Origin of the sequence: Rhodococcus sp. NPDC019647, assembly GCF_044389235.1 — a bacterium.
In the GTDB taxonomy this organism is placed as follows: domain Bacteria; phylum Actinomycetota; class Actinomycetes; order Mycobacteriales; family Mycobacteriaceae; genus Rhodococcus_F; species Rhodococcus_F oxybenzonivorans.
The window spans coordinates 161,951-176,267 of the sequence record NZ_JBIRXS010000005.1 but is presented as its reverse complement, the minus strand read 5'-3'; the positions used below and the strand labels follow the sequence as shown (position 1 = coordinate 176,267).

Below are 14,317 nucleotides of genomic sequence, written 5' to 3'. Positions count from 1 at the left end.
TCGGCACACGCAGTCACGAATATGTAACGTCGATCACAACTTCTCGGATGTACGCGGTGTGCGACAAGCAAGAGCACCGCAGGGGGTGGTGGAGTGCGGATACGTGGACTGGTGACGGTTGCTGCCCTGACGGTGGGCGCCGCCGCAACGCTCGGATCCTCGACGGGTAGTTCAGGCCCTGTCTCGGCCGTCGACACCCGTCAGAACGCGGCGGTCGAGACGGCCGCGCTGGCGTCCGCCACGCGTCTGTCTCCGGTGAGTGAACCGCAGGACGCCTACCTACCGCCCGCAGGCTTCGCGGCGCCTGCGCCGCGGGTCGCGAGATCGCAGCGCGCGGCGCCTCCGCCTCCCCCACCCGTGGTGATAAATCCCACATCGCCCGCGTCTCCCACCGGAACAGGGTTGATCGCCGCACCGGTGATCCTCAGTTCGCTCGGCATCCCGGAGATCGTGCTCAACGCGTACCGCTCGGCGGAACTCACGTTGATGGTGGAGGCACCCAAGTGCGGGGTGCCCTGGCATTTGCTGGCGGGTATCGGGCGCATCGAATCGGGGCATGCCGGTGGAGGGCGGACAGACTCGTCCGGCACCACCGTCACCCCGATTCTGGGACCGGTGCTGGACGGCCGGCTGGCCGGCAACGAGGTGATCCGCGATACCGACCGCGGCGCCACCGACGGCGACGCCGGACACGATCGGGCGGTGGGGCCGATGCAGTTCATTCCGTCCACATGGGCGAAATATGCGTCGGACGGCAACGCGGACGGCGCCGCAGATCCCAACAACGTATTCGACGCAACCCTGGCCGCCGCCCGGTACCTCTGCTCGGGCGGACTCGACCTCCGTGATCCCCTCCAGGAGACCCGCGCGGTTCTCCGCTACAACAATTCGGGGACCTACGCCGCCAACGTCATTACGTGGTCGAACGCCTACCGGAATGGCGGTACGCCCACCCCGAGTCAGCTGTCCGACTCGAGCACTCCGCCGCCCGGTGGCCTCACCGACGCTGCGGCGAACGGATCCGACCTCGCCCGTGAGCTCGCGGCTCCACCGGAGCTCCCGCCCGACGCGACACCGACTCCGACCACTCCGGCGCCTGCACCGCTGATCCCCGGCTTGCCTGCGCTACCCGCACTCCCATGTGTGTTCTTCTGCCCACCTGCCGACCCGGCCGCTCCCGCACCCGCGCCGGCGCCTGCGGAACCGGCCGCTCCCCCGCCGGCAATCGCCCCGGCCGTGGGAGTTCGCTAGAAGTTTCCTCGATCGCCGCCGCCCGGCCGAAGCCGGGCGGCGGCGGCGTTTTCGTATGCCTTCCGGGTTCTGGCGCCGCGTCGCGCTGCCTTCCGCGCTGAGCCGCATGCGGGCGTGACCTTTCCGTGTTCGTTACCCTTGCTAGACGGGTCCCTCAGGTAACAGACCCGCGCGCCTCACCCGTATTGATCACGGTTGCGTAACGGAAATGTCTCGAATCGGGTAGCCTCGTGCCGTCCAGTTCACAGGCACATCCCGAACGGGGTCGCAGGAGGCAATCGAGTGGGTCGGCACAACAAGAAGACGGATTCCCATATCCGCCGCAATTCGGTCATCGCGCTCACCGGACTGATTCCCATCGGTCTGGTCACCGCAGCCAACACGGCCGGCGCCACCCCCAAGGTCCCGTTCTTCAGCTCCGAAGCCGCCGCAGACGTCGCGGACGTTGCCCAGGAAGCGACCGCCGCACCGAACGCCGAGGCCGTCACCCCTGTCGCCGACACCGCCGCCGTGGAGGCCGCGCCCGCAGTCGAGCAGGCCCCCGCACCTGCCCTGGCCCCGGTTCAGGCCACGCCACCGCTTCCGGCCAGCATCGCCCAGGGCGCCCTCGGCATACCTGCCATCAACGTGTCGGCCTACCAGAACGCCGAGCGCATCCTTGCTGTCGAGCAGCCCGGGTGCGGTATGTACTGGACGCTCATCGCCGGCATCGGTCGCGTGGAGTCGACTCACGCCTACGACGGCAAGGCCGACGACAAGGGCAACATGCTCGACGCCGTTCTCGGTCCGGTCCTCGACGGTCACCTCGCCGGCAATGCCGTGATTCGCGACACCGACGGTGGACGGCTGGACGGCGACAGCAACTACGACCGCGCGGTCGGGCCCACACAGTTCCTTCCGGAGACGTGGAACCGCTACGCAGGCGACGGCAACGGAGACGGCGCCGCCGATCCGCAGAACCTCTTCGACTCCGCGCTCACCACCGGAAAGTATCTGTGTGACGGCAATTTGGATGTCCGCGACCCGATCCAGGCGGCCAAGGCGGTCCACCGTTACAACAACTCGGCTGCCTACGTCGCCAATGTCTTGGCCTGGTCCGCGGGCTACGCCAGCGGTATCGTCCCGGCTGCGTCAGACCTGCCGCGCATCCACTGAGGACACATCCCTACCATTGAGTTATGTCAGTCCTGAGCGAGTCCGCTGTTCGTAGCGCCTTGGCGCGCGTCCAAGATCCCGAGATCCGGAAACCGATCACCGAACTCGGGATGGTCAAGAGCGTCGACATCGCCGACGACGACAGCGTCGATATCGCCATCTACCTCACCACTGCCGGCTGCCCGATGCGGACCGAGATCAGCGACCGCGTCACCAAAGCCGTGGCCGATGTGCCGGGTGTGGGCGCGATCCGCGTCGAACTCGACGTGATGAGCGACGAGCAGCGCACCGAACTACGTAAGTCGTTGCGCGGCGACTCCGCCGAGCCGGTCATTCCCTTCGCACAGCCGGGTTCACTCACCCGCGTGTATGCGGTCGCCTCCGGTAAGGGTGGCGTCGGCAAATCGAGTGTGACCGTCAACCTGGCCGCATCGCTGGCCGCGCGAGGTCTGTCCGTCGGTGTCCTCGACGCCGATATCTACGGTCACTCCGTCCCCCGCATGCTCGGCACCGACGCCAAACCCACCCAGGTGGAGCGGATGATCATGCCGCCCGTCGCGCACGACGTGAAGATGATCTCGATCGCCCAGTTCACTCAGGGCAACACTCCGGTGGTGTGGCGTGGCCCGATGCTGCACCGCGCGCTGCAGCAGTTCCTCGCCGACGTCTTTTGGGGCGACCTCGATGTCCTGCTCCTCGACCTTCCGCCCGGAACCGGTGACGTCGCCATTTCCGTGGCCCAGCTCATTCCGGGGGCAGAGATCCTCGTGGTCACGACACCGCAACAGGCGGCGGCCGAGGTGGCGGAGCGGGCGGGGGCCATCGCCTTGCAGACCCGTCAGCGCATCGTCGGTGTGGTGGAGAACATGTCGTGGATGGACCTGCCCGACGGCACCCGGATGGACGTGTTCGGTTCGGGTGGCGGTCAGGCCGTTGCAGACCGGCTGACGAGGGCCGTGGGCGCCTCGGTGCCGTTGCTGGGGCAGATCCCCCTCGAGCAGGCGGTGCGTGAGGGCGGCGACGGCGGCGTGCCCATCGTGCTCGGTCATCCCGATTCGCCGGCGGCAATCGCACTCCGCGAGGTTGCCGACAAGCTGGCGGTGCGCAAGCGTGGGCTCGCGGGAATGTCGCTGGGGATCGACACCACCCGCCATCTCTGAGGCGCTTCGCGCCTGTGCGCCTTTCTGGTAGCAGGTACAACCAGAAAGGCGCACGAGCCCGGAGGGCCTAGGTTGCGTCGGTGTCGATGGGGGGACGCTCGCCTGCAGCGAGCGGCGTGTTCTGCGGCGGGGCGGGCGTCGACGGATCGGCGCTGACCGCCTTCGTTCCCGGCTTGTCGAACGACACCGTATTCGGCTTGTCGAAGTTGCCGGTGAGAATCGAATCGTCGCCGTCGAGCAGATGTTTGGTGATCACGGCGCGGGGGGTCATACCGCGAAGTTGATTGAGGTCGGCCAGCGGCTTGCGGAGATCATCGAACTCCGGTCCGAGTTCATCCTTCAGTTGCTGGCTCGCGCCGCTCGCGTACTCGCGGACCTGCCGCAAGGATCGCGTGACCCAACTGACCGCTCCCGGAAGCCGCTCGGGTCCCAGAATGACCAGAGCTGCGACGAGGAGGACCATGAACTCGCCCCAACCAATGTTGCCGAACACGTGGTCAGCCTACTGTGCGGTACGGGCCGACGCCCAGGCGGAAGGGGAACTCACAACGAATCGGGAGTCAATCCGAGGCCGGGGTCACGTCGACGTCGACGAGCCGCCCCTCACGGATCAGCTGAACCCTCACCGGCTGGCCGATCTTCTGGAGATTGACCGCGACCACGAGTTCGTCTGCGCTGGTCACCGTCCGATCCCCCACCTTCACGATCACGTCCCTCTCCACGATGCCGGCCTGCGCCGCAGGACTGTCCGACTGCACGTTGGCCACCTCTGCGCCGCTGGTGTTGTCGTTGACCACGGTGCGCGCATTGACCCCGATTTCGGGGTGGTGCATCTCCCCGTCGCGAATGAGGGTTTGCGCCACCGTCGTGACGTCGTCGATCGGGATTGCGAAGCCGAGGCCCACCGAGCCGCCGGACTCACTGAGCATGGCGGTGTTGATGCCGATGACGCGTCCGGTGTCGTCGACGAGCGCGCCGCCCGAGTTGCCGTGGTTGATCGCGGCGTCCGTTTGAACCGCGTCGATGACGGCGTTGGTGTCGGAGCCCTCGCCCGACAGCCGCATCGGCCTGTGCAGGGCGCTGACGATTCCGCGTGTGACGGTCTTGCTGAGGCCGAGCGGCGAACCGACGGCCACGACGTCCTCGCCTACCTGCACGTCCTCGGACCGGCCCAGCTCCGCCACGGTGAGGTTGTCGGCCGCCACCTTGAGCACGGCGAGGTCCATCTTGATGTCGCGCCCGACGATCTGTGCCTCGGTTTTGGTGCCGTCCGCGAAGATCACCTGAATCTTGCCGCCGTCCGGCGCGGTGGCCGCGGCGGAGATGACGTGGTTGTTGGTGACGATGTAGCCGGCACCGTCGATGACGACTCCCGAACCGGTGCTTCCCTGATCACCGACCGCCACCTGGATCGACACGACGGCGGGGAGCACGGCGTCGGCGACCTGAGCCACCTGCGACTGTCCGAGGTCTTCGTCTCTACCGTTCTGCGCGAGCGTGACCCGCTGGCTGGTGAGGGAGCTGCGGTCGGCGGTGATGACCGCGGCGAGGAGCCCGCCGATCAGGCCGATCGCCAGTGCGAGTGCGCCCAGTGCCGCGAGTGCGCGGGGTGCGACCTTGCCACCGAAGAGAACTTCGCGGGCCGTGAGGGCCGGGGCAGGGGGCTCCGTACGTTCCCGGGCGTGCAGGGCGGGCGATCCCAGTTCGACTCCCGCTTCGGGGTTCCGCCAGGGGTCGGCAGGGGGTGCCTCGTCGGGCGCTGCTTCCGGTGTGGTGTGGGGATCGCGCTGGATGGTCTCCGTCTCACCGGGCGGTCGGCCGAAAGCTTCCGCGAGGACGGGGTCGGGGGTGCGTACCTTGACGGCCGGTTCGCTCTCACGCTCAGCGCCGGACGGAGCGAAGGAGCCGGTGACCCCACTGGGGCGGCCGAATGCACGACTGGACGCTGCGTCGATCTGCGGCCGGTAGACCGGTCGGGGGTCGAGTCTCGGAGCGTCGGCGGGCCGCAGGGCCCCGTCCCCCGACGCGCGAGCATCGGATTCCGCAGCGTCGGTAGCCGGGGTCTTGTAATCCGCCGTCACGCTGTCGTGTCTCCCTCGTAAGAGTCAGTTCCGGGCCCCAGTATCACCGATGACTCCAGTATCACCGATGACTGCGGGCGCACGGACACCGCCGTCCCCGGTACCGAGAGGGTCAACGGCGCCAGCGCCGCGACCACAGCCGACTACTCACCGTCGAGTCCGCAGTGGGTCCGGCAAACGGGGCCTTGTCGGCGGGTTCGCCCGAATTGCAGCTGGGGATCTGGCTCAGCAGACCGAGAAGGCCCGACGGCATCGCCACGTCGGCACTGCGACGGAGAGCCCGCCGCGCCTGCTGCTGTGCGTCCACCTCGAACGCGCACTCGGCGCAGATCGACAGGTGGTGGGCCGCCCGCAGGTAGGCGGACATACGGAGTTCACCGTCGACGAAGGCGGCGATCGCCTCACTCGCCAAATGCTCCGTCGAGCCAAATTGGCGAGGTACACGCCCCTGCGTCATTCGTCCCTCCTGATAACTACCCGACACCGATCTGATCGGAGTCAACCTTTCCGTTCACAGCCAGATGCTCACGCAGAGCCTGACGGCCGCGGTGGATGCGACTGCGCACGGTTCCGAGTTTCACACCCAGTGTGGCACCGATCTCCTCGTATGACAGACCTTCGATGTCACAGAGCACGACGGCGGCGCGAAACTCCGGTGCCAGCGAGTCCAGCGCTGCCTGCAGATCGGCGTCGAGCCGGGCGTCGTGGTAGATCTCCTCGGGGTTGGGCCCGTCGGCCGGGACCCGGTCGTAGTCCTCGGGCAACGCTTCCATGCGGATGCGGTTGCGGCGGCGGACCATGTCGAGGAAGAGATTGGTGGTGATGCGGTGCAACCAGCCTTCGAAGGTGCCGGGCTGATAGTCGGACAAGGAGCGGAACACGCGAATGAACGTGTCCTGGGTGAGGTCTTCGGCGTCTTGCGCGTCGCCCGACAACCGGTAGGCCAGACGGTAGACACGGTCGCCGTGTTCCCGGACGAGTTCGTCCCAGGACGGCATGGCCGACTTCTCGCCGGTGGCGTCGAACACAGCGGTGCCCGTCAGCTCGGGTTCAGAGACGGCGTCACCACCGACCAGCGCGGGCTCGACACCCGGCTGCTCGGTTCTGTCACCGTCTCGCGCCATTGTGTGGTTACTCATCGAGTTAAGTGGATCCTCCTGGTCAGGACCGCGGATCACGTCACGTGGTATTAGGGGACAACTCCCGACGGTCCGGAATTGTTCCCGGGCCCCCGCCTGTACTTCACCTCGTTGCAATCTGCCCGCCGTGCGGTCTTCGGATCTGGCGATGGTCATACTCTCTCCCACCGCGATATGTGTGTGGTGTGAGCAAGCTGAGGTATTCCTGAGAATTTCGCTGTTCACCGGGCAACCCGCACACGCCGATCGGGTGGCATCGAGCGCGCCTCGCAGCGGCGATGACGAGACCCCGATAGCCTCATGTGCGTGCAGACTAACGCCGAACGGATACTCACCCACGCGGAAGGGGCCGTCCGTGAGGACGAGGCCCTCGGTGCGGCCAGGGAGCGGGCGGACGACCTCGGTGCCGCACCGGTACCGCCCGCGGTCGGTGCTGCTCTCGCTCTGTTCGCCCGCATGCTCGACGCCAAGACAGTAGTCGAGGTCGGCACGGGCGCAGGTGTAAGCAGCCTGTGGCTGCTCCGCGGCATGCGCGAAGACGGCGTTCTCACCACCATCGACAGTGAACCGGAGCACCAGCGCGCCGCCAAGTTGTCCTTCCGGAGCAACGACATCGCGCCCGCACGCACGCGGCTCATCAACGGACGCGCCCTCGATGTGCTCCCCCGCCTCGCCGACGGCGCGTACGACCTCGTCTTCGTCGACAGTGCACCCGTCGACCACCCGCATTACGTGCGTGAGGGCGTCCGGCTCCTGCGTCCCGGCGGCGCCATCGTCCTGCACAACGCGCTCCACGGGGGACGTGTGGTCGATCCGAGCCAGCGTGATGCCGCCACCGTCGCTGTGCGTGAGGCAGCCAAGGCTCTGGCCGAGGACGATCAGCTGATCCGGGTGTTCCTGCCGATCGGCGACGGCCTGCTGTGCGCGTCCAAGCTGTGAGCTAGATCCACACGCCCTTGCCGATGGCGACGACCCCGCCGTTGCTCACCGCGAAGCGCTGCTTGTCCCGTTCGAGGTCGACGCCGATGATCTCGCCGTCTCCGACCACCACGTTCTTGTCGAGGATGGCGCGGCGCACCACAGCGCCCTTGCCGATGCGCACGCCGGGCATGAGCACACTGCCCTCGACGGTGGCGCCGTCGTCGATCATCACGTTCGAACTGAGAACGGAGTTGCGGACCGTCGCTGCGGAGAGGATGCACCCGGCGCCCACCACCGACTCCTGGGCCAGCCCACCCTTCACGAATTTTGCGGGCGCCAGGTTCTCCGTCGCACCGCGAATCGGCCATCGACGGTTGTAGAGGTTGAAGATGGGGTGGACCGACACCAGGTCCATGTGTGCGTCGTAGAAGGCGTCGAGTGTTCCGACGTCCCGCCAGTAACCACGGTCGCGGTCGGTGGCGCCGGGAACGACGTTGTCCTTGAAGTCGTAGACCGACGCCTCACCGGCCTCCACGAGCGCGGGGATGATGTCGCCGCCCATGTCGTGGTCGGAGTCGGAGTTCTCGGAGTCGGCGCGGATGGCGTCGACGAGCACCTTGGTGGTGAAGACGTAGTTTCCCATCGAGGCGAACGTCATGTTGGGGTCGTCCGGTGTGCCGGGCGGATGCGCGGGCTTTTCGAGGAACTGCACGATGCGGCCGGATTCGTCGCTGTCGATGCACCCGAACGCGAAGGCCTCGCTGCGCGGCACACGAATTCCGGCGACCGTCACGCCGGCACCGGAATCGATGTGATGCTGCACCATCTGTTCGGGGTCCATGCGGTACACGTGGTCGGCACCGAACACGACGATGTACTCGGGATCCTCGTCGTAGACGAGGTTCAGTGACTGCAGAATCGCATCCGCGCTGCCCGTGTACCAGCGTGGACCCAGACGTTGCTGCGCGGGCACCGGAGTGATGTACTCCCCGGCAAATCCCGACAACCGCCACGTCTGAGAGATGTGGCGGTCCAACGAGTGCGACTTGTACTGCGTCAGTACACACAGGCGGAGATATCCCGCATTGACCAAATTGCTGAGCACGAAATCGATCAGCCGGTAGGCACCGCCGAACGGTACGGCCGGCTTCGCCCTGTCCGCTGTGAGCGGATAGAGACGTTTGCCCTCGCCGCCGGCGAGCACGATTCCAAGCACATGTGGCTGGCTCCTCACCCTGTCAACCTATCGGGCGGCCCCTCCCCCCGCCAGCGAAGCGCCGAGTCACCATTCGTCCGATATCCGAATGTGTCCGACATCGGTTGGCCCGAACAGGCCCGGACGGTTACGTTAGGCGCGTGCGGGTGGCGATGATGACCAAGGAGTATCCACCGGAGATCTATGGCGGTGCCGGTGTACACGTCACCGAGCTGGTTGCTCAGTTGAAGCAGCTGTGCGAGGTGGACGTGCATTGTATGGGTGCTCCGCGCGTCGGCGCCTTCGTGCACAATCCCGACCCGGCACTGACGGGAGCCAACGCCGCACTGGCGACATTGTCTGCCGAATTGCGCATGGCGGACGCCGCAACCGGCGCCGACGTCGTGCACTCGCACACTTGGTACACCGGGCTGGCAGGACATCTGGCGGCCGCACTGTACGACGTCCCGCACATCCTCACCGCTCACTCACTCGAACCCCGCAGGCCGTGGAAGGCGGAGCAACTCGGTGGTGGCTACCGTGTGTCCTCCTGGTCCGAGCGCAACGCCGTCGAGCACGCAGACGCCGTGATCGCCGTCAGCGCCGGGATGCGACTCGACGTGCTCGACGCGTACGCGTCGATCGATCCCGCCCGGGTCCACGTGGTACGCAACGGGATCGACACTTCGGTGTGGCATGCCGGGCCTTCCGGTCCCGGACGGTCCGCGCTCACCACGATCGGCGTCGACCCCGACAAGCCGATGGTCGCCTTCGTCGGTCGCATCACGAGGCAGAAAGGTGTCGGGCACCTCATCGCGGCCGCACACCATTTCGCGCCGGACATCCAGTTGGTGCTCTGCGCGGGCGCCCCGGACACACCGGAGATCGCCGCGGAAACCGAGCAGGCCGTCGCCGCCCTCGCCGCTCACCGGGGCAATGTGTTCTGGGTACGCGAAATGCTACCGACCGAGCAGGTGCGAGAAATCCTCGCAGCGGCAACAGTATTCGTATGCCCGTCCGTGTACGAGCCGCTAGGCATCGTCAATCTCGAGGCGATGGCCTGCGAGACGGCGGTAGTGGCATCCGACGTCGGTGGCATCCCCGAGGTTGTGGAAGACGGCGTCACCGGTCGTCTCGTGCACTACAACTCGTACGAGCCGGACAGTTTCGAACATGCATTGGCAGAGACGGTCAACGAGGTCGCTTCCGATACCGCCGCGGCCGCCGCGATGGGTAAGGCGGGGCGAGCCCGTGCCATCGCCGAATTCTCCTGGGCCGCCATCGCACAGCAAACCCTCGACGTGTACCAGGACGCCCTCTCCCGGCGTTGAACCGACTGCCGGGGACGGCCTTGTCAGCGGCGCCGGTACGTGGAGACCGTCACGGACGCCGTCACCGGATACTCGCGGGGCAGGTCGGCGATCGAGGTTGCGAGCCGCTCGGGTGTGAGATGGCGAGCCGAGGGCCCCATGCCGACCAGGCGCGTGAGGTCGTCGTGCGTCAGCGACATCGGGTACTCGACGTCCCTGACGTCGGTGCGGTCGAAGCGCCCGGACATGGCCGCACCGAGCCGCTCGACCTTACGGTCGTCGACACGCACCATGCCGAGTAGGTCGACGAGTTCGGCCAGGTGTCGCTCGGTCGGGGTGAGGACCACCAGTGCGCCGCCGTCGCCGAGCACTCGATGCGCCTCCTCTGCATTTCGCGGCGCGAACACGCACAACACGTGGCTCAGGACTCCGTCGCGCACCGGCAGGTGGTGCCAGACGTCGGCGACCACCGCCCCCGCACGCGAATGCGCCTTGGCGATGCGGCGGGCCGCGTATTTGGAGACGTCGAGCCCGATGCCTCGGGCCGTCGGAACCGCGTCGAGGACACGGGCAAGGTAGTGACCTGTGCCTGCGCCGATCTCGAGAATCGCCGGCTCGGGATCGTCAGTAACTCTGACCGCGTCCGCAGTAACTCTGACCGCGTCCGCGACGGCGTCCATCAACGGGTCGAAGCTCCCACCCGCCAGAAAATCGGCCCGTGCGGCAATCATGTCGGGACTGTCACCGTCGAACTTGCCGCCGGCGCCGGTCATCAGGCTGACGTAACCCTGGCGGGCCACGTCGAAGCTGTGGCCCGCGTCGCACAGGAGCGTATTTTCGTCGAGTTCGAGGCCGGCCCCGCATTGCGGACAGGCAAGCAGGTCCACCACATCAGACAACACGAGCGCGCGCCTCGTTTCCTTCCGGACAGGGAACAGGCCCCGCACCGACAACGGCGACGGGGCCTGACCCATGAGGTTCTCTCTGCACCCGACTAACTGGTGACGCCCTTGAGCTCTTCACCGAGTGCAGCAGCTTCCTCCGGGGTGAGCTCGACGACCAGACGTCCACCACCCTCGAGCGGAACCCGCATGACGATTCCTCGTCCCTCTTTGGTTGCTTCGAGGGGACCGTCCCCGGTCCGGGGCTTCATGGCCGCCATCCTCTGCTCCCTCCAGATCTGCGCTGCCTGCGTGCGCCTCGACAACTTGTGGTGCCTCGCCGAATCACTCGGCGAGGCTCGTGACAACCATTCTTCCCTATGGACACGAGTACCGGGAACCTGAGTTCCAAATAGGCGCGTTCACCGGCGGCTCAGGCGGCCGGTGGAACCCAGCACCCGGCGACATGGTCGTCGACCATCCCGGTAGCCTGCATCAGCGCATACGCCGTGGTAGGGCCCACAAACTTGAATCCGCGGCGCTTGAGTTCCTTGGCCATTGCGGTGGACTCGGCGGTGACGGCCGGAACGTCGTTCACGGTGGCCGGCCGGCTCGGGCGCGGCGGCGGGGCGAACGACCAGAGCAGGGTGTCGAGGTCGGTGTCCTGCAGCTCCAGAATCGCCCGCGCATTGCTCACCGAGGCCTCGATCTTGGCACGGTTGCGCACGATCGACGCGTCCGCCAGAAGGCGTTCGACATCCCGTTCCGTGAACCTCGCGACCACCTCCGGGTCGAACCCGGAGAACGCAGCACGGAATGCGTCACGTTTACGCAGGATCGTGATCCATGACAGTCCCGACTGGAACGCTTCGAGGCACAGCCGCTCGTACAACTCGTTTCGCCCGTGCAGCGGCCGGCCCCATTCCTCGTCGTGGTAATCCCGGTACAGCCGGGAGCCATTCGTGTCGACCGCCCACGTACACCGCACTCGATCATCGGGCTCGGTCACGACGACTCCGCCGGACGGTCGCGCGCCGACTCAGCCTCCGCCAATTGTTCACGCAGCGAATCGATTTCGCGAGCCAGCCGCGCCAGCGCCCAGTCCACCTCGCTCGCTTTGTATCCCCGCAACGTCTGCTGAAAACGCAAGGCCTCCACGTCCGCCCCGGTTACGCCCCGTGCCGGCAAGACCGTCAGGGTGGTGCCCGGAGGCAGCGGCTCCAGTTCCTCGGAACGGCCGAACACCGCACTGGCGGCGAGGAACAACATCGCACCGACGAAGGCCATGACGAGCAGATAGAGCAGGGCTGTCACCATGCTTCGATCCTGTCACGGACCTCCGACAGCAGCCACAGGCCGGGTTCCCGTCAGGGGCACACGGTGTTCATCGGAGGACGATCCGTCAGAGCCACTTCCGTCGTCGTCGGGACGAACGAATCGCCGTCGACGAGGAACTGGGTGAGACCGGCCCCCGAATCCTCCACTCCACACCTTCGCATCATCGTGCCGATGATCTGCCTGCTCATCACACCGAGTTCGGACAGCGGGCGGTTGCGGTGCTTACGCACCCCCAGATTGACCTGGCCGATGGCACCGAGGCCGAGGCGGTCGTAGGTGTCGAGCAGCAGCCCGATCTCGACGCCGTACCCCGGCGCGAAAGGCACCGCCGACAGCAGTTCGCGGGTGCCCGCGTATTCACCACCGAGCGGTTGCAGCACACTCGTCAATTCCGGCCGCAGAGCCGCCAGCAACGGACGCGCCACCAGTTCGGTGACACGACCCCCTCCGTTGGCATCCTCCGTCCCGCTGAGCCGCAACGGACGACGGTAGTAGCCCTTCACGAGATGGATGCCGTCGACGGTCAGCAGCGGTCCCAGTAATTTCGGCACGAAGGCGGGGTCCGGGTTGATCAGATCGGAATCGACGAAGGCGATGAGGTCGCCGGTGCTGGCGGCGACGGACCGCCACAACACCTCACCCTTGCCCGCCACCGGCGGGTACGCGGGCACAGCCTCTTCGCGGCTGATCACGGTGGCGCCGGCCGACCGGGCGCGTTCGACCGTCAGATCCGTCGACCCGGAGTCGAGCACGATCAGCTCGTCGACCAGCCCGCCCAGCAAGGGGTGGATCGTGTCGACCACGGCCGCGACGGTCTCTTCCTCGTTGAGCGCAGGCAGGACCACCGACACGGTCCTGCCCGCCTTGGCTCGTTCGAGTTCGGCGATACTCCACGACGGCTGATCCCAGCTGTTCGCCTCCGCCCAGGTGCGAGGGGTGTCGACCGCCAGCATCGAGCGGGGCACGCCCGCCCCGACCGCGCTCATGCCAGCCCCCGCACCGTGCGGGCGGGTGCGCGCCTACCCTGAATCGCGGCCACCATGTCCACCACTCGTCGAGTGGGGGCAACTTCGTGAACGCGGAAGACGCGTGCGCCTCCCGCTGCGGCCATCGCTGTCGCTGCCAATGTTCCCTCCAACCGCTCGGCGAGATCTACCCCTAGAGTCTCCCCGACGAAGTCCTTGTTACTGAGCGCCATGAGCACTGGCCACCCCGTATTTACAAGATCTTCCACTCGCCGCAACAACTCGAGCCCGTGATAAGTGTTCTTCCCGAAATCGTGGGTCGGATCGATGAGGATGGAGTCGGTGGGGACGCCCAGTCGAGCGGCTCTCTCGGCGGCAGTGACCACCTCCCGCAGGACGTCGGCCACGATGTCCGCATAGCGAACCCGGAACGGCCGGGTCCTCGGTACCGCTCCCCCCGTGTGCGAGCAGACGATGCCGGCTCCGGTCTCCGCGGCCACCTCCACGAGCGCCGGATCCGCGCCCGCCCAGGTGTCGTTGATGAGGTCGGCCCCCTCGGCGCGGGCCAGTCGCGCCACCTCGCTGCGCCAGGTGTCGACACTGACGAGCAGCTCCGGGAAGCGTTCGCGGATGGCGGCGACGAACGGCACCACCCGCCGCGTCTCCTCGGCGGCATCGACGACGTCACCCGGCCCTGCCTTCACACCCCCGATGTCGACGAGGTCCGCGCCCTCGTCCACGGCGCGCTCGACCGCCGCCATCGCCGCCGAGTCGGTGAAGGTGGACCCGCGGTCGTAGAACGAATCGGGGGTCCGGTTGACGATGGCCATCACCAGCGCGCGGTCGGTGGCGACCGGTCGCCCGCAGAGCGTGGACGACGGGCAGTCCGGGGCGGGTGGTGTGTCTTCGTCGGCCATGTCA

16 protein-coding genes are annotated in these 14,317 nt (G+C 67.1%); 5 read left to right on the top strand and 11 right to left on the bottom strand.

All coding sequences use genetic code 11. The features are described from left to right. Positions 1-93 precede the first annotated feature (93 nt). The 3 genes from ACH49N_RS13470 (at position 94) to ACH49N_RS13460 (ending at position 3,566) form a co-directional block, all read left to right on the top strand. On the top strand, positions 94-1,251 hold the full coding sequence (locus ACH49N_RS13470) for a lytic murein transglycosylase (RefSeq protein ID WP_317767901.1): 1,158 nt from the start codon (positions 94-96) through the stop codon (positions 1,249-1,251). A gap of 282 nt (positions 1,252-1,533) precedes the next feature. After that, positions 1,534-2,406 carry a lytic murein transglycosylase gene (locus ACH49N_RS13465; protein WP_159925422.1) on the top strand — a complete coding sequence of 291 codons (873 nt, stop codon included), beginning with the start codon at positions 1,534-1,536 and terminating at the stop codon, positions 2,404-2,406. 23 nt (positions 2,407-2,429) lie between these two features. Next, positions 2,430-3,566 (top strand): Mrp/NBP35 family ATP-binding protein, encoded by a 1,137-nt coding sequence (locus ACH49N_RS13460; RefSeq protein WP_208961115.1) that lies wholly within the window; start codon positions 2,430-2,432, stop codon positions 3,564-3,566. Positions 3,567-3,633: 67 nt separating this feature from the next. Here ACH49N_RS13460 and tatB read toward each other — a convergent pair whose 3' ends face one another. From tatB to sigE, 4 genes are all read right to left on the bottom strand, one after another. Continuing rightward, positions 3,634-4,059, bottom strand: coding sequence for a Sec-independent protein translocase protein TatB (gene tatB / locus ACH49N_RS13455; protein WP_159925420.1), 426 nt, complete (start codon positions 4,057-4,059; stop codon positions 3,634-3,636). A gap of 67 nt (positions 4,060-4,126) precedes the next feature. Continuing rightward, complete coding sequence (locus tag ACH49N_RS13450; protein WP_159925419.1) at positions 4,127-5,647, bottom strand: S1C family serine protease; 1,521 nt, start codon at positions 5,645-5,647, stop codon at positions 4,127-4,129. A gap of 112 nt (positions 5,648-5,759) precedes the next feature. Then, a complete protein-coding gene (locus ACH49N_RS13445) occupies positions 5,760-6,104 on the bottom strand; it encodes an RNA polymerase subunit sigma-70 (RefSeq protein WP_109331858.1) in 345 nt (114 codons plus the stop codon). 16 nt (positions 6,105-6,120) lie between these two features. Beyond that, on the bottom strand, positions 6,121-6,786 hold the full coding sequence (sigE, locus tag ACH49N_RS13440) for an RNA polymerase sigma factor SigE (protein ID WP_397504572.1): 666 nt from the start codon (positions 6,784-6,786) through the stop codon (positions 6,121-6,123). A gap of 300 nt (positions 6,787-7,086) precedes the next feature. On the opposite strand from sigE, the gene ACH49N_RS13435 reads away from it, so the two are divergent. Continuing rightward, complete coding sequence (locus ACH49N_RS13435) at positions 7,087-7,725, top strand: O-methyltransferase (protein ID WP_159925418.1); 639 nt, start codon at positions 7,087-7,089, stop codon at positions 7,723-7,725. A gap of 1 nt (position 7,726) precedes the next feature. Here ACH49N_RS13435 and glgC read toward each other — a convergent pair whose 3' ends face one another. After that, a complete protein-coding gene (gene glgC, locus ACH49N_RS13430) occupies positions 7,727-8,941 on the bottom strand; it encodes a glucose-1-phosphate adenylyltransferase (protein ID WP_109331864.1) in 1,215 nt (404 codons plus the stop codon). Between the two features lie 122 nt (positions 8,942-9,063). Here glgC and glgA point away from each other — a divergent pair, with 122 nt between their 5' ends. Continuing rightward, positions 9,064-10,233 carry a glycogen synthase gene (gene glgA, locus ACH49N_RS13425; protein ID WP_159925417.1) on the top strand — a complete coding sequence of 390 codons (1,170 nt, stop codon included), beginning with the start codon at positions 9,064-9,066 and terminating at the stop codon, positions 10,231-10,233. Positions 10,234-10,256: 23 nt separating this feature from the next. Here the strand turns inward: glgA and ACH49N_RS13420 are convergent, their stop codons facing one another. The 6 genes from ACH49N_RS13420 to folP all read right to left on the bottom strand — a co-directional run bounded on the left by ACH49N_RS13420 (position 10,257) and on the right by folP (position 14,313). Continuing rightward, on the bottom strand, positions 10,257-11,114 hold the full coding sequence (locus tag ACH49N_RS13420) for a putative RNA methyltransferase (RefSeq protein WP_159927518.1): 858 nt from the start codon (positions 11,112-11,114) through the stop codon (positions 10,257-10,259). A gap of 92 nt (positions 11,115-11,206) precedes the next feature. Beyond that, positions 11,207-11,374, bottom strand: a complete 168-nt coding sequence (locus ACH49N_RS13415; protein WP_003936084.1) for a DUF3117 domain-containing protein — start codon at positions 11,372-11,374, stop codon at positions 11,207-11,209. Positions 11,375-11,526: 152 nt separating this feature from the next. After that, positions 11,527-12,102 carry a DNA-3-methyladenine glycosylase I gene (locus tag ACH49N_RS13410; protein ID WP_159925416.1) on the bottom strand — a complete coding sequence of 192 codons (576 nt, stop codon included), beginning with the start codon at positions 12,100-12,102 and terminating at the stop codon, positions 11,527-11,529. Then, complete coding sequence (locus tag ACH49N_RS13405; RefSeq protein WP_109331868.1) at positions 12,099-12,410, bottom strand: DivIVA domain-containing protein; 312 nt, start codon at positions 12,408-12,410, stop codon at positions 12,099-12,101. The genes ACH49N_RS13410 and ACH49N_RS13405 overlap by 4 nt, the downstream gene beginning before the upstream one ends. 50 nt (positions 12,411-12,460) lie before the next feature. Then, a complete protein-coding gene (locus ACH49N_RS13400) occupies positions 12,461-13,417 on the bottom strand; it encodes a glucosyl-3-phosphoglycerate synthase (protein WP_109331878.1) in 957 nt (318 codons plus the stop codon). Continuing rightward, the gene (gene folP / locus ACH49N_RS13395; protein WP_109335250.1) at positions 13,414-14,313 is read right to left on the bottom strand and encodes a dihydropteroate synthase; all 900 of its coding nucleotides are present in this window, start codon (positions 14,311-14,313) and stop codon (positions 13,414-13,416) included. The genes ACH49N_RS13400 and folP overlap by 4 nt, the downstream gene beginning before the upstream one ends. Positions 14,314-14,317 lie beyond the last annotated feature (4 nt).